Source organism: Duganella sp. LjRoot269, assembly GCF_964254095.1.
In the GTDB taxonomy this organism is placed as follows: Bacteria; Pseudomonadota; Gammaproteobacteria; order Burkholderiales; family Burkholderiaceae_D; genus Rugamonas; species Rugamonas hordei.
Window position 1 is genome coordinate 2,596,184 of sequence record NZ_CAXUSL020000001.1, and the last position, 19,486, is coordinate 2,615,669.

Below are 19,486 nucleotides of genomic sequence, written 5' to 3' on the forward strand. Positions count from 1 at the left end.
ACATTGAGACAAAATGTCCCAGTTGAAAGCCATACAAGACGAAGAGGCGCCAATCTGGCTGCCGCAATTGGCCTCCAATGGCGGTCCGCGTTTTCTGCAGATTGCGGATGCGTTGCAGGCGGCGGTGGCAGGCGGATCGCTGAAACCGGGTGACCGTCTACCGCCGCAGCGCAGGTTGGCAGCACAGCTGGACGTCGATCTGACGACGATCACGCGCGCATACGCCGAAGCCCGGCGCCGCAACCTGTTGGAGGGCCGCGGCGCTCGAGGCACTTATGTCGCGGCGCCGAAAGTCGACTTGACCGCCATCCTCGACCTGAGCATGAATACCCCGCCACCGCCGGATGGCGTGGACTTCGACGACATGTTGAAGCAGGGTTTGTCTCAAGTACTGATGATGGCCGATAATGAATTGCTGATGACTTACCATCGCCTTCGTGTTGATACGCGATCCGCACGAACGCGAACGTTTCCTGGTCGCGCCAAGATCATTTGCGCTGATGGTCGCTCCCCTGACGGCCGCACTGGCCACTCAGTGGATCCTCGACGGCTCGGCTGGCGGATTGATGGAAGGCGTACGCAACGAGGCGCGTCTGCGCAACCGGATGGCTCGGGATATTCTGGCGGGGCGGTACAGCGGCTCCGGAGACGGCCTGCATGTATGGCTCGAGTTGCCGGGGCATTGGAACTCATCACAGCTTGCGCGTGCAGCCGGCAGCGAGGGCATCGCAGTCACGCCGGCGGAGGCATTCGCAACTGGCGGCGGATCCGTGAATGCAATTCGGATCTCTTTGGGTAGCATCAAGGACCGTGGACGTTTACAGGCGGCTCTTCAACGGCTGTCTCATCTGCTTGCGCGGCGGCCCGATTCGTTCAGCACCGCTGTGGTTTAACTCAGCTGAGGTAAAAAAACTCCGGCGCCAGGCCGGAGTTTTCTCACTTCCACTCAATCATTGCCGCAACGGTGCATCAGGGAATAACGCCATTCACCGTGAAGCTGCTGGAGTTGTTTTTCAAATGCGCCTGCGGCACGCCGCTCACCGTGGTGGTGTTGAAGGTTGCCGCGCCCACTGCCGTGGCACGGATCTCCACGCCGTAGGTGCCGCTGGTGACGATCTGGGTACCGGTGTGTGTCACCGAAGCCCCGGTCGACGGTTCCTCGCTCAACACCGCCGCATACGTGCTGTCCTCGATGAGGTTGTTGCTCAGCGTGATCGTCGGGTTGGCAATCTTGCCCGAGCTGGCAACCCAGTATTCCCAGATCGCGCCGATGTTGTAGAGATAGTCGTGGTGATACGAACCCGCACGCACCAGCTTGTTACCGGAAATGTCCAGCGTGCCGGTGAGCGAAGGCGGACTGAAGTTGGTGCCGAACTGGATGCCGCCGCCATTGTCGATGATGTCGACAATCAGGTTGGCCTTGACGACATTGTTCTCGCCGCCGTAGATGCCTATGCCGTTGGCCAGGCCAGGCAGCTGGATCGTGTTGTTCTGGAACGTGTTGCCGGTATCCAGATGCGTATCCGACCACATGGCCAAGCCATCGTCGCCCGTGTTGCGCACGACATTGTTGGAGACCGTGCTGTTGCTTGTGCCATAGTGGAGATTCAAGCCGTCGGCCCAGGTGTCGCGGATGCGGCAGTTGGTGACGGTGGCATTATTGACCAATCCGGCCTGGCTGTACGACTGAGTGGTCCACACGCCGACCTTGGTGTGTTCGAACCACACGTTGTTGATCGTCGAATTGCTGAAGTTGCCTTCCGCACCCGACACGCCATCGTCGTCATCACGCAGCACGTCGTCGGCCGAGATTTTCAGGTCGGACAAATTGCTGTTGCCGCCCTTGGCATACACGCCGGCGAAGTCGCCTTGCAGCGTGCTGGTCCAGATCCCGGTGCCCCGCAGGGAAACCCCGGCGGGCAGGTAGATACGGGTGCCCGCGCCACTCCAGCCCGGGCCGGCGACGCCGTTGTTGAAGTCGAAGGTGCCCGCAGGAATCCAGACGCCGACCTTGGCGCCAGCCGAAGCGACGACCGCGGCAATCGCGTTGTTCATGGCCGTGGTGTCATCGATGCCGTCGTTGGCGACGGCGCCGTAGGCGGTGATGTTGACGAAATTCGATGGCATGGTCAGCGCGGCAGGGATGGGTTCCAGCTCCACGAAGTCCACCGTGACGCTGGCCGTGGTCGAGAAGTTCAGGTTCGACGTTTCCCGCATCAGTTTGATCGTCGTTCCGGGCGGGTAGGAGGCGTCAAGGATAACGGCGACTTCGTCAAAGAAGCGGTGCGGATTGGCCGGCGTGGCCGCTGGATTGTTCGACCAGTGCTTGTTGCCGCCTTCGGTGCCCCAGGTGCCGTAGATCCAGCTGTACTTGTTGGTCAATACCAGGTCGGTCTTCTTGACGCCGTTGACATACAAGCTGAGACCGGCGTTGTAGGCCGCGCCATTGGCGGTATCAGGGATGGAGTAGCGCAACACCAGCCCTTGTCCGGCGGCGGTCGTGGTGATTTGCGCATATTGGCCGGCGGAGGTCAGTTTCACCGCGGCCCGGCCCGATGCCTCGGACGACAGTTGGCCCCACGCGCGGCTGCCCGAGACCAAGGCGCCGGTGTAGCTGCCCGCTTCGGCTTCGTACGTGGTGTACGGCATGGAGGCGCCGTAGGTCGCCGTGCTCAGGATGGTGCTGAACGCGTTGTTCGCCTCGTCCGACTCGGCGATCGCGTTGTTGCTGTCGACCACCGCGGTGATGGTTGGCGCCGATCCGGCCATCGCCCAGGTACCGGTGTCTTGCGCCAGGGTGATCGAGGCGCCGGCGGCCAGGGAACTGCTGTAGTTGCTGACCGAGGTGAACACGGTGCCGTTGACCGCGAACGTGATCTTGTTCGTCGTGCCGGCCGGGGTGGCGCCCGGTCCCCGGTTTTTGATGGTGGCGCTGAAGGTCACGGCCTGGCCTGCCGTCGGCAAGGTTGGACTCCAGGTGATGCTGGTGACAACCAGGTCGGGCTTGGCCGCTGGACGCGCGGGAACGGCGCCCTTCAGTTCAAAGGCCCATTGCGTGCTGCCCCAGGCGTTGCTGATGGCGTAGCTCTGGGCAAATCCCTTCTGCCCTTCGATGGTCGTATACCACGAGTTCTGAGCCACGCTCTGGATGTTGTAGTAACCCGAGTTCGATGCCGCCGGCATGTCGAACAAGACGTTGTTCGGTGCCGGGTCCGCATAGATCGTCGTCATCGAATCGGCGGAGCTTGCCACACCGGTGATCGAGATATAGTTGCCGGTCGATGCGTTCCAAAGCGCCTTGTGTCCGCCCTGATCCACCAGTGCCCATTGCGACGTCAGGTCGCCGGCCGCCGGCGTCCCATACATGACCTTGCCGCCTGCCTCGAACAGATAGAGCGTCGGTTGCCAGAAGTTCCGAATCCGGTACAGGCCGTTAGACAAGGCCGGCGCGGCGCCGACAGTCAGGGAGGCCGACAAGGTATTGTTGGTCTCGTTGGTTTCGGTGATCAGGTTCTGGTCGTCGACATAGGCTTGCACCGTGTGCGTTCCGCCTGTCGAGGCCCAGGATGCCGTGCCCGAGGGTCCGCTGTTGGCGGTCAGCGTGACGGAAGCGCCTGCTGCCAGGGATGCGGTATTCGTGTCGGACCAATTGACCTGGGTGCCGTCGACAGTGAAGCTGACGCCGATTTTGACGCCCGCAGGTTTCGCCGCCGTGCCCTGGTTCTTGACCACGGCCGTGAACGTCACTGCGCCAGGCGCTTGCGGGTTGGTCGGCGACCAGGTCAGGCTCGTGACCACCAGGTCGACACCGCCAAAAGGCGCGGTGACGGTGAAAGGCGCCGACAGCGTATTGTTCGATTCATTGGCTTCGGCGATCAGGTTCTGGTCGTCGACATAGGCTTGAATCGTGTGGGACCCCACTGTTGCCGCCCACGTGGCGCCTGCGGGTCCGCCATTGGCGGTCAGGGTCACCGACGCACCCGCCGCCAGGGACGACGTATAGTTGTCGGACCAGGCAACCTGGACGCCATCCACGGTGAAGTTGACGCCATGCTTGATCGACGGGGTGGCGGTGCCTCCCTGGTTCTTGATGGTCGCGCTGAAGGCCATGGCGTTGCCGGTTTGCGGCGAGACCGGAGTCCAGGTCACGCTGGTAACCACCAGGTCAGCCGGGCCGGCTCCGGCTGAAGTCACCGTCAAGCTATCGAGGTTGGCGTTGCCGCTGTCGGTCGTGTCGTATCTGTACGCGACGGTATTGTTTCCGGCATTCAGCGTCGCGGTTTCGTTTTGTGTCGCCCAGCTGTTCCAGTCAGCGGTCGCATTCAGCGTAGTCTGCTTGAGCTTGGTGCCATTGATGTACAGGCTCATGGTCCTGCTTGAACCGGTACCGTTCGCATAGCGCAGCCCCAAGGTGTACGACCCGGCCGTTGCGACATTCACCGTCATGGCTGTTTGCGCGTTGCCTTTATTGGCATCGATGAAGCCACCGACAAAGCCGGTGCCGGTGTAACCGGAATGGTCGGTTTGCACCACTGCGCCGCCTGTCAATGCACCGGATTCTGCCTCGTAAACAGCGGCGCTGGCCGTTGACGAGAAGCCTGTCAAGGCTGTGCCCAAGATCCCCAGCCAGAGCAGTGCCAAAAAAAGCCTCTGATAAAAAGACTCCTGATTTAATCTCATGAAATGTCTCCTTTTTTATGTTTTTTTCTAATCATGCGAAGTAGCTGCCCCGCATGCCATTAATTGTGCAGCCAAATTTCAAACACTGTCTTCACGTCAGCTTCACGTTGACTTCAGGCGGTAGCGCCGATTAAGGCGTTACTCATAGTGACAATGCCCTTCGCAATAAAGTACTATTTATGAAATTGGCAAAAGATGGTCGATCACATGTCCTTTCAAAATTACTGGGTTTTTCTTCCGGCTTGCTTTGCGCTGAACATGGCGTTCGGACCGAACAACGTGTTGTCGCTGTCCAACGGTGCGCGTCACGGCGTGCGCTATGCCGTGCTGGCGGCGTTCGGGCGCCTGGTCGCGTTTGCGGCGATGATCGCGATTGCCGGTTTCGGACTGGGGGCGGTGCTGCTGGCCTCGGAGACGCTGTTCACGATGCTGAAATTTGGCGGCGCCGCTTATCTCGTATGGCTCGGCATCAAATTATTCCGCTCGCCCCCGGTCGAGGTGTCGGATGCGATGGCGCGCAGCCAGGCCGAGGTTGAAATCCCGTCCGTCAAGCTGCGCCGACTGGCGAAGCAGGAGTTTTTTGTCGCGGCGGGAAACCCCAAGGCGATCCTGATCTTTACCGCATTTTTTCCACAGTTTGTCGACCGCTCGGCCTACGCGGCGAGTTTCACCATGCTGGGCGTGATTTTTCTGTTGCTTGAGCTGGTCGCCATCAGCATCTACGGAGTTCTCGGATCTCGGCTCAAGAGCTTGGCCGGCGGCGCGAGCGGATTCCGCTGGTTCAATCGCGCCAGTGGTTCGTTGATGGTCGGTTTTGGCATATTGTTGGCATTCCTGCGGAGGCCGGCAATTCAATGACCTTATCTCTTCCCGACCAATTGTCGACCCCAAGACTGATGTTGCGTGAACCGCGCCAGTCCGATGCGGCGGCTTTCTTTGAGGCGTACACGCAGGACATCGAAGTGGCGCGCTACATGACATGGCGTCCGCACCGCGCCCTGGCCGAGACGGAGGCTTTTATCGCTTACTGCATGCGCGGGTGGGCCAGCGGCATCAGCCGCGCGTACATACTGGCCCGGCATGACGAGGATATTCCCATTGGCATGCTGGAGGCTCGATTGTTTCCGCATACGGTAGACATCGGATATGTATTGCAGCGCAGGCATTGGGGCCATGGCTTGATGCCTGAAGCGATCGGCGCCCTCTGTAACGCGGCACTGGCGCTGCCGGCCTGTTTTCGTATCCAGGCAACCTGCGACGCCGAAAACGGGGCATCCGCCCGCACGCTGGAGAAGTCCGGGTTCACCTGCGAAGGCAAGCTGGCTCGGCACACCGTCCTGCCGAATCTGGGCGACGAACCGCGTGCCTCCCTGATGTATGCGCGCTGCCGGTAGTTGAAAAGCGCTAGTTTTTGTCCTGCAGGAAGTGGTGGTGCATTTCCGCCGTCAGCTTCTCGATGCGCTCCGCCATGGTTTTGGTGATGGCCGTGAGTTCCGTGTTCTGCCGCAGCAGCTCCAGCATCTGTTCGGATTGCTTGGCCGACGCAACGGCGATCGCCTCGCGGTGCTCGGCGTCGGCGTCGGAATGCGCCTTGTCACGCGCCGCCTGGCGTGTCTGCGCGAGCAAGATCAGCGGCGCCGCGTAGGCCGCCTGCAGGCTGAATGCCAGATTGAGCAGGATGAAGGGATACACGTCGAAGCGCGTGTATCCCAGCACATTGGCCGCGATCCAGATGGCGACGATGACGGTCTGGACGCCGAGGAAAATTGGCGTGCCAAAGAAGCGAGCGAAGGCCTCCGCCTTCAGCCCGAACACGTCGCTGCCGAACGTCTTCGACAGGTGTTCGAGCGGGCGATGGAAGCGCAGGTGATCGACTGCGGGCGTGCCGGCCGACGGTGCTTGGTGGATGTGGGACGGGTCCATGGCTACTCTCGCGAGGAAAAGCGCCACTATAGCTCACCTTACGCCGCCGCCGGCATCGTCCGTAGATTCCGGCCCTCGATAAGCAGTTGCTCGAAGTCGCCGGCCGGCAGCGGCTGGCTGAAGTAGTAGCCCTGGATTTCATCGCAGCCGTTGCGGCGCAGGTAGTCCAGCTGCTCCGCGCTCTCGACGCCCTCGGCGATCACGCGCAGCTTCAGGTTGTGCGCCAGCGCGATGATCGACACCACGATGGCCGCCTCGCCGCCCTCGGCGATGTCGCTGACGAAGGAGCGGTCTATCTTCAGCACGTCGATGGGGAATTTGCGCAGGTAAGAGAAGCTCGAATAGCCGGTGCCGAAATCGTCGATCGACAGCGCCAGGCCCAGCGCCTTGAGCTTGTGCAGCAGCTCCACCGCCAGCGCCACGTCGTGCATGAACAAGCCCTCGGTCAGCTCGATGTCCAGGCAGGACGGCGGCAGGCCGGTCTGCTCCAGCACCTCGGTGATGGCGCCCAGCAGCTTGGGCTCGCCGAACTGGCGTGGCGACAGGTTGACGGCGATCCGCAGCGGGCCGTGCCCGGCGTCCTGCCAGGCCTTGGCCTGCGCGCAGGCGGTCTTCAGCACCCAGGCGCCGATCGGCACGATCAGCCCGGTCTCCTCGGCCAGGCCGATGAAGCGGTGGGGCGCCACCATGCCCAGCTCCGGATGCTGCCAGCGTATCAGCGCCTCCATGCCGACCACCAGGCCGCTGGCCAGGTCGACCTGCGGCTGGTAGTGCAGCACGAATTCGTCGCGCTCCAGCGCGCTGCGCAGCGCCGTCTCGATGCGCACCCGTTCCAGCGCCTCCTCGTTCATGGCCGGCTGGTAGAACTGGGTGTTGTTGCGGCCCAGCTTCTTGGCGCGGTACATGGCGATGTCGGCGTGCTCGATCAGCCGCTGCGCCGGCGTGCCGTCCGGATCGTAGACGGCCACGCCGATCGAGCAGGTGACGAAGAACTCCTTGCCCTCCAACAGCACCGGCTGCGCCACCGCGCGCATGATGCGCTGGGTCACGTCCAGCGACAGCGCCTCGTCCGGATATTCGGTCAGGATGGCGACGAATTCGTCGCCCGACAGGCGCGCCACGGTGTCGCTCTCGCGCACGCTGTCCTGCAGCCGCTGCGCCACGGTCTTGAGCAGCAGGTCGCCGGCCTTGTGGCCGAGGCTGTCGTTGACGAACTTGAAGCGGTCGAGGTCGATCAGCATCACCCACAGCGGGATGCCGCTGCGGTTGGCGAAGGCGGCCGCCTGCATCAGGCGGTCCTGCAGCAGCACGCGGTTGGGCAGGCCGGTCAGCACGTCGTGGTGGGCGATGTGGTGGATGCGTTGCTCCGACAGCTTGCGTTCGGTGATCTCGGTGCCGGTGCCCTGGTAGCCGCAGAACTTGCCGTCGCGGTCGAACACCGGCTCGCCGCTGGTGCTGAACCAGTGGGGCCGGCCGTCGGTGCCCGACAGCATGTATTCGAGGTTGTAGAAGGGCTGGTGCGCCTGCAGCTGCGCGATATGATCCTGGCCCCAGCGCGATTCGCGCATTTCCTGGTGATGCTGCCAGCGCGTCTTGCCGAGAAAATCCGCCGGGTCCTGCATGCCCTTGTCGAAGAAGCCGCCGGAGATATTGGTGAAGCGGAAGTCGCGGTCCTGCTCCCAGTACCAGTCCGACGACAGCGCCAGCAGGCGGCGGAAGCGGTGCTCGCTTTCCTGCAGCGCTTCCTCGGTGCGCTTGCGGGCGGCGACGTCTTCGTTCAAGCGCTCGTTGCTCAGTTGTAGCGCATGGGTGCGCTCGTCGACCAGCCGCTGCACGCGCAGCGAGCGGCGCGCCAGCGAGTTGACGAAGGCCGCCGTCAGCATCGAAAACAGCAGGCCGCCGATCAGGGTCGACAGCGAACCGAGGTGGCTGGACAGGAAAGGGCGCGGCAGCGGCGCCACCAGCACATGCCAGGACTTGCCGGCCGCGCTGAAGGTGCTGGTGTAGATGTCGTGGTAGTCGAAGGCGAACCAGCGCTGCAGCGGCTTGGCGGCGGCCGTCTGTTCAGGCGCCTGGCCCTGGCTGAAAATCAGGTTGTCGGGGCGCACGTCGTCGCCGATGTAGACCCGCAGCACCAGTTCGTGGTCGTCCAGCAGCTCGGCGCCCTGCAGGATTTTGTGGATCAGGTCGGTGGAGCGTATCACCGCGCCGGTGTTGCCGATCCAGGCCGCGCGCCGCTGCTCGGCGGTGGCCGTTTGCGCACCCGGGCGGTACACCGGCTTGAGCAGCACGAAGCCCTTCTGGTTGCCGCGCTCCTGCACCAGCCGCATCAGCGGCGTGGCCAGCGTGGTGCCGGCGGCCGCCGCCTGGCTGACCGTGGCGGCCATCGGCAGCGACATCACGTCGAGCCCGAACGCGGCCTCGTTGCCGTCCAGCGGTTCCAGGTAGTCGACGATCACGTGCTGGCGCCGCGGCGCCATCGGCCGGTTGCCGGCGTCGTGCATGCGGTAGCCGGGAAAGCCCTGGCGCACCATGGCTTCGTAGGCGCGCGCCTGCTCGTCGGTCAGCACGCGGTGGAAGTTGAAGGTCTGCACGAACGGGTAGCGCAGCAGCAGCGGCCGCGTGAAATCGGCGAACTGCTCGCGGCTGACGCTGCCAAACGATGTGTACAGGTCGTTGAGGATGGTGACCAGTTCCAGCGTGTCGTCCAGGCCGCGGCGGATGGCGGCGGCCCGCACTTGGGCGCGCTGCTGGAAACCCAGTTCCATTTTGCCGTATTCGAGCGCGCTGACGGCCACGAACAGCAACCCGGTCACCGCCATGCCGGTGACCAGCGTGAGAGCCGCCGCCAGCGAAATCGGCGAAGATTTGCGGAAGAGCGGCATGCTGCGCTTTCTGAAGATAGTTTTATGCAAGTGTGTCACAAGTCATGCCTTTGCGACAGTGCTTGCCGGTGCTTGTCTTATGCCAGCCACGGTCCGGGGGAGGGCAGGCGGCGAACATGCTATATTGCCAATTCTTCGCCAGCAGGAGCCCCGACCATGCCCCATGATCATGCCGTCTCGCGCCGCAGTTTCCTCCACCATGTCGCCCGCACCGGCGGCGCGGCGGCCGCGTTTGCCGCCCTCGACGCGCTGGGCTGCGCCAGCCTGGCCTGGGGCGAGGACCTGGCCTACAAGGGGCCGCCGCTGCTACCCGGCGGGCTGGGCAAGGGCAAGCGCGTGACCATCCTCGGCGCCGGCGTGGCCGGCATGACGGCCGCCTACCAGCTGGCCAAGGCCGGCTTCTCCTGCACCGTGCTCGAGGCGCGCCACCGCCCGGGCGGCCGCAGCTGGACCATCCGCGGCGGCGACCGCATCGACCAGGCCGACGGCCCGCAGCAGGCGCGCTGGCCCAAGGCGCCGCACCTGTACATGAACCCGGGGCCGGCGCGGATCTCGCACCACCACCGCGCGGTGCTGGGCTATTGCCGCGAATTCGGCGTGCCGCTGGAAATCATGATGAACGATAACCGCGCCGCCTACCTGCAGGACGACCGCGCCTTCGGCGGCAAGCCGGTGCAGGCCAAGCAGGTGCTGGGGGACGGCCACGGCTATTTCGCCGAGATGCTGGGCAAGGCCGTGTCGACCGGGCAGCTGGAGCAGGAACTGGGCAAGGAAGACCGCGAGCGCCTGCTGGCCGCCATCGCCGGCTTCGGCGACCTGCAGCGCGACGGCCGTTTCCGCGGCACGGCGCGCAGCGGCTACGCCGTCACGCCGGCGCCCGGTACGCCGCACGGCACCATCCGCCAGCCGCTGCCGCTGGCCGAATTGCTGCGGGCGGACTTCTGGCAATTCAAGGCGGAGTTCGCCGAAGACTTCGACCAGGCCGGCACCATGCTGCAGCCGGTGGGCGGCATGGACCAGTTTCCGATGGCGTTCGCCAAGCGGGTCGGCCACCTGATCCGCTACGACACGGTGGTCGACGAGATCCGCAAGACCGCCGCCGGCGCGCGCGTGGTCTGCCACCACGGCACCGGCGCAAAAACCACCATCGACAGCGATTTCGTCATCTGCACCTTGCCGCTGACGGTGCTGCGCGGCATACCCAACGATTTCGCGCCGGACTACCAGCAAGCCATCGCCGGGGTGGAATATGCGACCTCCTCCAAGACGGCGTTCTACGCGCCGCGCCGCTTCTGGGAGCAGGACGACGGCATCTACGGCGGCCTGTCGTGGACCACCCGCGACGTCACGCAGATCCTCTATCCGTCGCACGGCATCGGCAAGGCCGACGGCGTGCTGGTCGGCTCCTACTGCTTCGGCGTCGAGCCGGGCGACGACATGGGCCGCTACCCGGTGGCCGAGCGCATCGAGAAGGCGCTGGCGGTGGGCGAGCTGTTCCATCCCGGCTACCGCGCGATGGTGCGCGGCGGCATCAACATCGCCTGGCCCAAAGTGCCTTACAGCCTGGGCGCCTGGGCCGAATGGAAGCCGGAACAGCTCGACACCGTCTACAAGCTGCTGCAGCAGCCGGACGGCCCGATGGTGTTTGCCGGCGAGTACCTCGGCTATCTGAGTTCGTGGCAGGAGGGCGCCGTGCTGTCGGCCCACCGCGCCGTTGAAAACATCGCCGCGCGCGTGCGCGCCTGATTTCCCCACCCTGAAAGGACCGCCATGAAATTGCCAGTCGCTTTGCTTGCTTCCGCCCTGTTCGTCCTGCCTGTCGCCGCGCAGACCAAGGTCACGCATATCCAGACCGCGCAAAGCGGCATCGCCAACGCCGTGTGGGCCGGCGACACGCTGTACCTGTCGGGCAAGCTGGCCAAGTCCTACGAGGGCGACACCAAGGCGCAGTCGATCGACATCTTCAAACAGTTCGAAGCCACGCTGAAAGAGCAGGGCCTGGGCATGGGCGACGTGGTGCAGATGCGCGTCTACCTGGTGGCCGACGCCGCCGGCAAGCTCGATTTCGCCGGCATGAACGACGCCTACAAGGATTTCTTCGGCACGGCGGCGCAGCCCAACAAGCCGGCCCGCGCCACGGTGCAGGTGGCTGCGCTGGTGGTGCCGAAGGCGCTGGTGGAGATCGAGCTGGTGGCGGTGCGGAGCAAATAAGCCGGGACGGCGGGCTCAGTCCGGCCCCAGCCAGCGCAGCTTGAGCACGATCCAGTGCGCCAGCAGCTTGTTGAGCAGCGGTAGCGCCAGGCCGTGGCTGCGCGCCACCTTGCGCTGCATGGCCAGCGCCGGCGACGGCTGGCCGCCCTTGACCGCGAACAGGATGCGGTTGTTGCCGGCGATGCCGTGGAACCAGCAGATGCGGCCCTGGAACGCCTGGCGCAGCCGCCGCAGCATGGGGCCGTAGTTCGGGTCGTAACTGAAGATATTGGCCGCCATCACGCCGCCGGGCCGCAGCGCGCGGCGGCAGTCGGCGTAGAAGGCGGCGCTGCCCAGCGCGGGCGGCAGGCCCTGCTCGTCGAAGCCGTCGACCAGCAGCACGTCGGCCACGCCGGCCAGCCCGGCCATGTATTCGGTGGCGTCGGCCTCGATGATGCGGAAGCGGGCGTTGTCGCGCGGGATGGCGAACTGGTCGCGCAGCGCGATCACGTCGGCGCGCAGTTCCAGCACGGTGATGCGGCTGTGCGGCAGGTAGCGGTAGCAGAACTTGGCCAGCGAGCCGCCGCCCAGGCCGACCATGACGATGTGCTCGGGCTTGGGATGAAACAGCACGAAGCACATCATCGCGCGCGCATAGCTGAGCACCAGGTCGTCCGGCCGCGACAGCCGCATTTCGCTCTGGATCATGCCCGGCTGGAACTCCAGCGAGCGCTTGTCGCCGCGCGTACGCACTTGCGGCCGGTTGGCAGATGAGGTCAAGTTGGTTCGTAATGTGGATTTACAGGGGCAATTTATAGTAGCATGCGCGCCGTAAGCCACATTGCATTTACAGACGGAAAATTTGTAGGTACATTGGCGATAGCACAGGCCTTGCCCCTCCGGCGGCCCTCTTGGAGACAGAAACGATGTTTTTAGACCACCCTACGCTTACCGCCACCAACAGCTTCACCGAACCGGACCGACTGGAGCGCCTGACCCGCGTCTACGGCTATGTGGTGGCGCTGGCCGACATGGCCGGCGAACAATCCTTCATCGAGAAGGTCAGCCAGCTGCATGACCACAAGGGCACGCTGATCGTGTTCTGGCACGACGCCCCGAGCGAGGCGGAAAAGGCCTTCTTCACCCGCGCCTGGGCCAGCAAGATGGGCGACGGCAGCACCAACGTCGAGCACGAGGTCTGACCGGCCCCGGGTCATGGATATAAAAACACTGGTGCTGGCGCTGGCGCTGGGCAATCTGAGCCTGTGCGCGGCGCTGTTCTTTTTTGAGCAGGAGGGCCGCCGCGGCGCTCAGCCGGCGGCCGGCCAGTCCACCTGGGCGCTGGCCAAGCAGTTCCAGGCGCTGGCCTGGGGGCTGCTGTACCTGCGCGGCGCGCTGCCCGATTTCCTCACCATCCCGTTCGCCAACGCGCTGCTGCTGGCCGGCTTCGCGCTGGACGCCTCGGCGCTGTGGGAGCAGGCCGGGCGCCGCGTCTGGCGCCGCTACCTGCTGCCGGCGCTGGGCGTGGCCATCGGCCTGTTCACCGGCGCCTGGCTGATGGATGTGCCGGCCGCCGGGCGCATCGCCATCGCCTCGCTGGCGGTCGGCCTGTTCTTTATCGCCGGCGCGGCCGCGCTGGGCCGGGGCTGGAGCGCCGGCACCCTGTTGCGGCGCTACCTGGTGCTGGCGATGCTGGTGCTGGCGCTGGCCGTGATGGCGCGCGGCCTGCTGACGGCGCTGCTGCCGCAAGGCGCCGGCTGGGTCAGCCCGGCGCTGATCCAGGGCGTCGGCATCGTCGCGCTGTACCTGATGATGGTCAGCGGCGCCTTCGGCTACCTGCTGCTGGGCCGGGAAAAGCTGCAGGGCGAGCTGGCCCGGCTGGAAGTGGTCGATCCGCTGACCGACGTGCCGAACCGGCGCGGCTTCTACCAGACGCTGACGCCGTGGATCGCGCTGGCGCGCCGGCCCGGCATGCCCACCTCGCTGATCATCCTGAACCTGGACCACTTCAAGCGCGTCAACGACAACTACGGCCATCCGGTTGGCGACCTGGTGCTCAAGGCCATGGTCGACGTGTGCAAGAAGCAGCTGCGCGATTCCGACATGATGGGCCGCCTGGGCGGCGCCGAGTTCGCTATCCAGCTGCCGCGCACCTCGCTGGAGGACGCGCTGATGGTGGCCGAACGCATCCGCAACGCCGTCGCGGCGCTGCCGGTGAAGGCGGAAAAGGCGGTGATCAACATGACGGCCAGCCTGGGCGTGACCACGATACGCGCCGAAGACACCACCGTGAGCCTGTTCAAGCGCGCCGACGAGGCGCTGCAGGCGGCCAAGCGGGGTGGCCGCAACCGGGTGGTCGAAGCGCAGGCGGCCACCGGCGCGATGGAGGCATCGTAAGGTGCGTCATCAAGGCGTAACAAACTGCGCATATCGTGATTATAATTATGTAAATCGTTTAGTTTGATTTATTCTGTTTGATCACCCGCGAGCCTTCGTTGCCGTTTGCCGAGAGAGGCTTCCATATATGTACGCAGCAGTAGATTTAGGTTCCAACAGTTTCCGCCTCCACATCGGCAAGCATGACGGGGAGGCCATCCGCGTCCTCAAAAGCGTGCGCGAGCCGATCCGCCTGGCCGCAGGGCTGGACGAAAAAGGCAACCTGACGCCGGCCGCCATGCAGAACGCGCTGGCCTGCCTGAAAAACTTCCGCGCCGTGCTGGCCGCCTACCGCCTCGACGCGGTGCGCGTGGTGGCCACGTCGGCGATGCGCGTGGCGCGCAATTCCGCCGCCTTCCTGCCCGAGGCCGAGCTGGCGATCGGTTACCCGATCGAGATCATCTCCGGCGAGGAGGAGGGGCGCCTGATCTACATGGGCGTGGCCAACGCGGTATCGCTGCCCGGCGAGCGCCGGCTGGTGATCGACATCGGCGGCGGCTCCACCGAGCTGATACTGGGGCGCGGCCAGGAGATCGAAAAGGTCGAGTCGTTCAGCGTCGGCACGGTCAAGCAAAGCCTGTCCTTCTTTGTCGGCGGCCGGGTCGACGCGCCGTCCTTCGAGGCGGCCATCCTGTCGGCGCGCAGCCATTTCGAGGATGCGGCGCCGCCTTACCATCCACAGTTCTGGAAGCAGTGCTATGGCTCGTCCGGCACCGCCCGCACCATCGCCGACATCATCGTCAAGAACGGCATCGGCCGCGAGGTCAACGCCGCCACGCTGAACGCGCTCAAACAGCGCTTCATCGAATTCGGCCACGTCGGCAAGATCGAGATGGCCGGCCTGCGGCCGGACCGCGCCAGCACCATCATCGGCGGCCTGGCGATCCTGATCGGGCTGGTGCGCGAGCTGGATATCCCGGTGGTGCAGCCGATCGAGGCCGGCCTGCGCATGGGCGTGATGTGGGACCTGCACCTGCGTTCGACCAAGCGCGACCGCCGCGAGCAATCGGTGCAGGCCTGCGTGCAGCGCTTCCACGTCGACGAACGCCGCGCCAACCGCGTGGCCGACGACGCGCTGGCGCTGTACATGCAGACCAAGCCGGTGTCGGACCTGTACACCCGCCACCTGTACTGGAGCGCGCTGCTGCATGAAATGGGCATGGTGGTGTCGCACACCGGCTACCACAAGCACGCCGCCTACATGATCGAGAACGCGGATTTGCCCGGCTTTACCGCGCGCGAGCAAAAGACCATGAGCCGCCTGATCCTGGCGCACAAGGGCAACCTGCGCAAGGTGGTCGACGCGCTGGCGGACCCGGATTTCGTCAAGGCGGTGGTGGCGCTGCGGCTGGCGGTGCTGTTCATGCACTCGCGCCTGGACATCGACTTCACGCTGATCCGCCTGCGCATGAAGAACCGCATCGAGCTGGAAATCCGCCGCGAATGGGTCAGCGACCATCCCACACTGTCCTACTGGCTGGAGAAGGAACAGGAGCAGTGGGATGAAGTCGGTGTAGACTTCAGCATCCGCGCCAGCGGCTAAATATCGAGGAGATGCCCATGACCGACAGGATCAAACGCTGCTGCGCCTATGCGCTGCTGGCCCTGTCGTTTCCAGCCGCCGCCGCCGACAAGGTCGGGGACACCAACGTCACGCTGTGCTTCGAGCAGCAGGACGTGCTGCCCTGGCGTACCGAAAAAGGGGGCGGCCTGAATTTCGAGCTGCTCAAGATGGTCGAAAAGCGGCTCGACATCCATTTCGAATTTCAAGGCATCCCATGGAAGCGCTGCCTGGCGCAGCTGAAGGCGAACGCGGTCGACGGCGCCTTCGCCGTCAGCTACAAGCCGGACCGGCGCGAGCTGGGCGAGTATCCGGGCGGGCAGCAGATCGACGCCGGCAAGCGCATGCACGTCGACAGCTATGTGGTGATCCGCAAGAAGGGCAGCAGGGTCGATTGGGACGGCAAGAGCTTCCGCAACCTCGACGGCGCGGTCGGCTTCCAGCTGGGCTACTCGGTCGGCGACGTGCTGCGCGCGCAGAACATCGAGGTGGACGAGGGCAGCCAGCGGGCCGACGAGCTGGCGCGCAAGCTGATCGCCGGCCGCGTGGCCGCCGCGGCGGTCGGCGGCAGCGACGCCCATGGCCTGATGAACGGGCCGCTGGCGCCGCAGCTCGAGCAGCTGCCGGTGCCCATCATCGAGAAGCCGTACTTCCTGATCCTGTCGCACGGCATGGTGGCGGCGCGGCCGCAGCTGGCCGAGCGCATCTGGCGCGCGGTCGAGGAAGCCCGCAACAGCGCCGCCTACAGGAAGCTCGAAGCTATTGAAGGAGTCCGTCATTGACGCGCTGGATCCGGTGCTGATCCCGGGCGGCCCGCTGGCGCGCCTGCGCAGCGCATGGCGGCGCGACATCCTGCTTCGCCTTGGCTTCGGCATCTTCGTGGCGGTGGCGCTGTCGACCGCCGTCTACACCACCTATGTGATGAAGACGCTGCGCACCGAGGCCGAGCAGAACCTGCGCGAGCGCGCCGAGCGGCTGGCCGACGTGCTATCGCAGGCGCTAGCGCGGCCGCTGTTCGACATCAACAGCGCCGCTGTCTCCAGCGTGGTCGACGCCTCGGGCGCCACGCCTGAGGTGCTGGTGCTGCGCGTGCTGGCGCCGAACGGCGCGGAGCTGGCCAGCTACGTGTCGCCGCTGCGCGAGCCGGTGGCGGCGATCAAGGTGCATCGCGACATCAACTTCACCGACGTGCGCCGCAGTTATCCGGTCGGCTCCATCGACCTGGCGTTCTCGCGCCAGCAGATGGACCAGGACCTGCGCCGCCAGATCTACAACACGGTGGCGGCCAACCTGCTGCTGGCGCTGGGGATCGTGCTGTCGATCTTCGTGGTGGGCCGGCGCGCGGCGCGGCCGTTCGCCGATATCCAGGACGGGCTGGAAAAGCTGACGCGCGGCGAGACCGACATCAACCTCTCCGGCATCGGCCGCGAGGACCAGGTCGGGCGCCTGTCCGACGCCGTGCTGCGCTTCCGCGACACCATGACCCGGTTGCGCGACGCGGAACAGGAACTGCGCGAATTGAACAGCGACCTGGAAAAACGCATCGACGCCCGTACCCGGGAGCTGACCGGTTCCATGCAGATGGTCAGCGACAGCAAGGCCAAGCTGCAGACCATCGTCGATACCGCGCTCGACGCGGTGGTGCGCATGGACCTGGCCGGACGCATCGTCGGCTGGAACACGCAGGCCGAGCGGATCTTCGGCTGGAGCCGCGACGAGGCGATCGGCCTGGCGCTGGACAAGACCATCATCCCGCCGCGCTACCGCTACGACCACCGGCGCGGCATGCAGCGCTACATGGCCGGCGGCAGCGCGACCCGGACCGTGCTCGACACCCGGATCGAAGTGGTGGCGCTGCGCCGCAGCGGCGAGGAATTCCCGATCGAACTGGCGATCACGCAGGTCAAGTCGGAAGGGCAGGACAGCTACGAATTCTGCGCCTTCATCCGCGACATCAGCGACCGCCGCGAGCGCGAGCAAAAGCTGGTCAACGCCAACGTGATGGCGGAGGCGGCCAACGTCGCCAAATCCGAATTCCTGGCCAATATGAGCCACGAGATCCGCACGCCGATGAGCGCCGTCATCGGCATGGCCTACCTGGCGCTGCGCACGGAGATGACGCCCAAGCAGCACGACTACATCAGCAAGATCCACCGCGCGGCCTTGTCGCTGCTGGGGATCATCAACGACATCCTGGACTTCTCCAAGATCGAGGCGGGGCGGCTGGAAATGGAGGCGATTCCGTTTGCGCTGGAGGAGGTGCTGGCCAATGTGTCGAGCGTGACGGCGCAGCGGGCGGCCGACAAGCAGCTGCGCTACCTGGTGGAAGTGGCGCCGGACGTGCCGCCCTACCTGGTCGGCGATCCACTGCGGCTGGGACAGGTGCTGATCAACCTGGCCAACAACGCGGTCAAGTTCACCGCCGAGGGCGAACTGGAATTGCGCTGCTCGGTGCGCGAGCCGGCGGTCGACGACGGCAAAGCCACGTTGCGCTTCTCGGTGCGCGACACCGGCATCGGCATGACGGCGCAGCAGAAGTCCCGGCTGTTCCGCGCCTTCAGCCAGGCCAACGGCTCGACCACCCGCCACTACGGCGGCACCGGCCTGGGACTGTCGATCTCGCAGCAGCTGGTGCGGCTGATGGGCGGGCATATCGACGTCCAGAGCGAAGTCGAGCAGGGCTCGACCTTCCATTTCGATTTGCAGTTTGCGTTGTCCGACGCATCGGCGCTGAAGAAGCAGGCGGCCCTGTATCCCGCCCAGCCGGGGGAGCTGACGCTGCAGGAGTCGCCGCGCCGCGCGGCGCGCGTCCTGCTGGCGGACGACAGCCTGGTCAACCAGGATGTGACCATCGGACTGCTGGATCTGCAGGGCGTCAGCGTGGATGTGGTCCATAACGGCCGCGAGGCGCTGGACCGCCTGCACGCGGCCGGCCCGGACACCTACGACCTGGTGCTGATGGACCTGGGCATGCCGGTGATGGACGGCCATGAGGCGGTGCGCCTGCTGCGCCAGGACAGCCGCTTCGACGAGCTGCCGGTGGTGGCCGTGACCTCGAACGCGCTGGCCGGCATGCGTGCGCAGTGCCTGGAGGAGGGCATGCAGGACTACATCACCAAGCCTATCGATCCGCAGCGCCTCTACAGCGTGCTGACGCGCTGGCTCGGGCTGTCGATGAAGGTGATCCCGCCGCTGCCGCCGCGCGCCGACGCCGGCGGGCAGGATGCGCACCAGGCGCTGGCGGAACTGCGGGCGCTGCTGGCGGAGTTCAGCGGCGACAGCCTCGATTATTTCGACAGCGTGCGCGAAGCCCTGGCGACGCTGTTGCCGCCGCTGACGATGGGCCGCCTCACCAGCCACATGGAGCATTACGAATTCGAAGCCGCCGGCAAGTTGCTGGCGGCAGCAGCAAGAGACCAGGAGAACCCATGAACACGAAAAATAAAAACCTGCCCACTGTATTGATCGTCGACGATACGCCCGACAACATCACGCTGTTGTCCAGCCTCTTGAAGGACAAGTACAACACCAAGGTCGCCACCAGCGGCGCCACGGCGCTGCAGATCGTCGCCGCGGCGCCGGTGGACCTGATACTGCTCGATATCATGATGCCGGACATGGATGGCTTTGAAACCTGTCGCCGGCTGAAAGCCGATCCGCGCAGCAGCGCCATTCCGGTGGTGTTCCTGACCGCCAAGAGCCAGGCCGAAGACGAGGCCATGGGGCGCAGCGTGGGCGCGGTGGATTTCCTGCGCAAGCCGGTCAATCCGGACGTTTTATTTACTCGCGTCGCGGCGCATTTGCGATGAGG

General features: G+C 65.1%; 14 protein-coding genes and 1 pseudogene. 11 read left to right on the plus strand and 4 right to left on the minus strand.

Going from position 1 to position 19,486, the window contains the following annotated elements; genetic code table 11:
* Positions 1–13 precede the first annotated feature (13 nt).
* Positions 14–893, plus strand: a pseudogene (locus ACSQ3S_RS11695) (GntR family transcriptional regulator).
* Positions 894–969: 76 nt separating this feature from the next.
* Here ACSQ3S_RS11695 and ACSQ3S_RS11700 read toward each other — a convergent pair.
* Positions 970–4,530 carry a CARDB domain-containing protein gene (locus ACSQ3S_RS11700; protein WP_436142450.1) on the minus strand — a complete coding sequence of 1,187 codons (3,561 nt, stop codon included), beginning with the start codon at positions 4,528–4,530 and terminating at the stop codon, positions 970–972.
* Positions 4,531–4,887: 357 nt separating this feature from the next.
* Between ACSQ3S_RS11700 and ACSQ3S_RS11705 the strand changes: the two genes are divergently transcribed.
* Together ACSQ3S_RS11705 and ACSQ3S_RS11710 are read left to right on the plus strand one after the other, a co-directional pair.
* The gene (locus ACSQ3S_RS11705) at positions 4,888–5,538 is read left to right on the plus strand and encodes a LysE family translocator (RefSeq protein ID WP_353402635.1); all 651 of its coding nucleotides are present in this window, start codon (positions 4,888–4,890) and stop codon (positions 5,536–5,538) included.
* A complete protein-coding gene (locus ACSQ3S_RS11710; protein ID WP_413449091.1) occupies positions 5,535–6,074 on the plus strand; it encodes a GNAT family N-acetyltransferase in 540 nt (179 codons plus the stop codon). Before ACSQ3S_RS11705 ends, ACSQ3S_RS11710 begins: the two co-directional genes overlap by 4 nt.
* Before the next feature lie 10 nt (positions 6,075–6,084).
* On the opposite strand, the gene ACSQ3S_RS11715 is transcribed toward ACSQ3S_RS11710, so the two are convergent.
* Positions 6,085–6,603: a DUF1003 domain-containing protein gene (locus tag ACSQ3S_RS11715; RefSeq protein ID WP_436142451.1), complete on the minus strand. Its 519-nt coding sequence runs from the start codon at positions 6,601–6,603 to the stop codon at positions 6,085–6,087.
* 38 nt (positions 6,604–6,641) lie between these two features.
* Positions 6,642–9,488: a bifunctional diguanylate cyclase/phosphodiesterase gene (locus tag ACSQ3S_RS11720; RefSeq protein ID WP_436142452.1), complete on the minus strand. Its 2,847-nt coding sequence runs from the start codon at positions 9,486–9,488 to the stop codon at positions 6,642–6,644.
* A 156-nt stretch (positions 9,489–9,644) separates the two neighbouring features.
* Here ACSQ3S_RS11720 and ACSQ3S_RS11725 point away from each other — a divergent pair, with 156 nt between their 5' ends.
* Positions 9,645–11,234: a flavin monoamine oxidase family protein gene (locus ACSQ3S_RS11725; protein WP_436142453.1), complete on the plus strand. Its 1,590-nt coding sequence runs from the start codon at positions 9,645–9,647 to the stop codon at positions 11,232–11,234.
* A gap of 24 nt (positions 11,235–11,258) precedes the next feature.
* Positions 11,259–11,699 carry a Rid family hydrolase gene (locus tag ACSQ3S_RS11730; RefSeq protein WP_436142454.1) on the plus strand — a complete coding sequence of 147 codons (441 nt, stop codon included), beginning with the start codon at positions 11,259–11,261 and terminating at the stop codon, positions 11,697–11,699.
* A 15-nt stretch (positions 11,700–11,714) separates the two neighbouring features.
* On the opposite strand, the gene ACSQ3S_RS11735 is transcribed toward ACSQ3S_RS11730, so the two are convergent.
* A complete protein-coding gene (locus tag ACSQ3S_RS11735) occupies positions 11,715–12,386 on the minus strand; it encodes a transferase spermidine synthase (protein WP_413449117.1) in 672 nt (223 codons plus the stop codon).
* Between the two features lie 218 nt (positions 12,387–12,604).
* Here ACSQ3S_RS11735 and ACSQ3S_RS11740 point away from each other — a divergent pair, with 218 nt between their 5' ends.
* From ACSQ3S_RS11740 to ACSQ3S_RS11765, 6 genes are all read left to right on the plus strand, one after another.
* Complete coding sequence (locus ACSQ3S_RS11740; protein ID WP_176653776.1) at positions 12,605–12,880, plus strand: hypothetical protein; 276 nt, start codon at positions 12,605–12,607, stop codon at positions 12,878–12,880.
* 13 nt (positions 12,881–12,893) lie between these two features.
* A complete protein-coding gene (locus tag ACSQ3S_RS11745) occupies positions 12,894–14,075 on the plus strand; it encodes a diguanylate cyclase (protein ID WP_436142455.1) in 1,182 nt (393 codons plus the stop codon).
* Positions 14,076–14,202: 127 nt separating this feature from the next.
* A complete protein-coding gene (locus tag ACSQ3S_RS11750) occupies positions 14,203–15,657 on the plus strand; it encodes a Ppx/GppA phosphatase family protein (RefSeq protein ID WP_176653778.1) in 1,455 nt (484 codons plus the stop codon).
* Between the two features lie 17 nt (positions 15,658–15,674).
* On the plus strand, positions 15,675–16,457 hold the full coding sequence (locus tag ACSQ3S_RS11755) for a substrate-binding periplasmic protein (protein WP_436142456.1): 783 nt from the start codon (positions 15,675–15,677) through the stop codon (positions 16,455–16,457).
* A complete protein-coding gene (locus tag ACSQ3S_RS11760) occupies positions 16,438–19,107 on the plus strand; it encodes an ATP-binding protein (RefSeq protein WP_436142457.1) in 2,670 nt (889 codons plus the stop codon). The genes ACSQ3S_RS11755 and ACSQ3S_RS11760 overlap by 20 nt, the downstream gene beginning before the upstream one ends.
* The gene (locus ACSQ3S_RS11765) at positions 19,104–19,484 is read left to right on the plus strand and encodes a response regulator (protein WP_176653780.1); all 381 of its coding nucleotides are present in this window, start codon (positions 19,104–19,106) and stop codon (positions 19,482–19,484) included. The genes ACSQ3S_RS11760 and ACSQ3S_RS11765 overlap by 4 nt, the downstream gene beginning before the upstream one ends.
* Positions 19,485–19,486 lie beyond the last annotated feature (2 nt).

What these genes read in the sequence shown, in the direction of transcription:
- ACSQ3S_RS11705 (WP_353402635.1), top strand. Translation starts at nt 4,888, where the DNA reads ATGTCCTTTCAAAATTACTGGGTTTTTCTTCCGGCTTGCTTTGCGCTG.
- ACSQ3S_RS11710 (WP_413449091.1), top strand. Translation starts at nt 5,535, where the DNA reads ATGACCTTATCTCTTCCCGACCAATTGTCGACCCCAAGACTGATGTTG.
- ACSQ3S_RS11715 (WP_436142451.1), bottom strand. Translation starts at nt 6,603, where the DNA reads ATGGACCCGTCCCACATCCACCAAGCACCGTCGGCCGGCACGCCCGCA.
- ACSQ3S_RS11720 (WP_436142452.1), bottom strand. Translation starts at nt 9,488, where the DNA reads ATGCCGCTCTTCCGCAAATCTTCGCCGATTTCGCTGGCGGCGGCTCTC.
- ACSQ3S_RS11725 (WP_436142453.1), top strand. Translation starts at nt 9,645, where the DNA reads ATGCCCCATGATCATGCCGTCTCGCGCCGCAGTTTCCTCCACCATGTC.
- ACSQ3S_RS11730 (WP_436142454.1), top strand. Translation starts at nt 11,259, where the DNA reads ATGAAATTGCCAGTCGCTTTGCTTGCTTCCGCCCTGTTCGTCCTGCCT.
- ACSQ3S_RS11735 (WP_413449117.1), bottom strand. Translation starts at nt 12,386, where the DNA reads ATGATCCAGAGCGAAATGCGGCTGTCGCGGCCGGACGACCTGGTGCTC.
- ACSQ3S_RS11740 (WP_176653776.1), top strand. Translation starts at nt 12,605, where the DNA reads ATGTTTTTAGACCACCCTACGCTTACCGCCACCAACAGCTTCACCGAA.
- ACSQ3S_RS11745 (WP_436142455.1), top strand. Translation starts at nt 12,894, where the DNA reads ATGGATATAAAAACACTGGTGCTGGCGCTGGCGCTGGGCAATCTGAGC.
- ACSQ3S_RS11750 (WP_176653778.1), top strand. Translation starts at nt 14,203, where the DNA reads ATGTACGCAGCAGTAGATTTAGGTTCCAACAGTTTCCGCCTCCACATC.
- ACSQ3S_RS11755 (WP_436142456.1), top strand. Translation starts at nt 15,675, where the DNA reads ATGACCGACAGGATCAAACGCTGCTGCGCCTATGCGCTGCTGGCCCTG.
- ACSQ3S_RS11765 (WP_176653780.1), top strand. Translation starts at nt 19,104, where the DNA reads ATGAACACGAAAAATAAAAACCTGCCCACTGTATTGATCGTCGACGAT.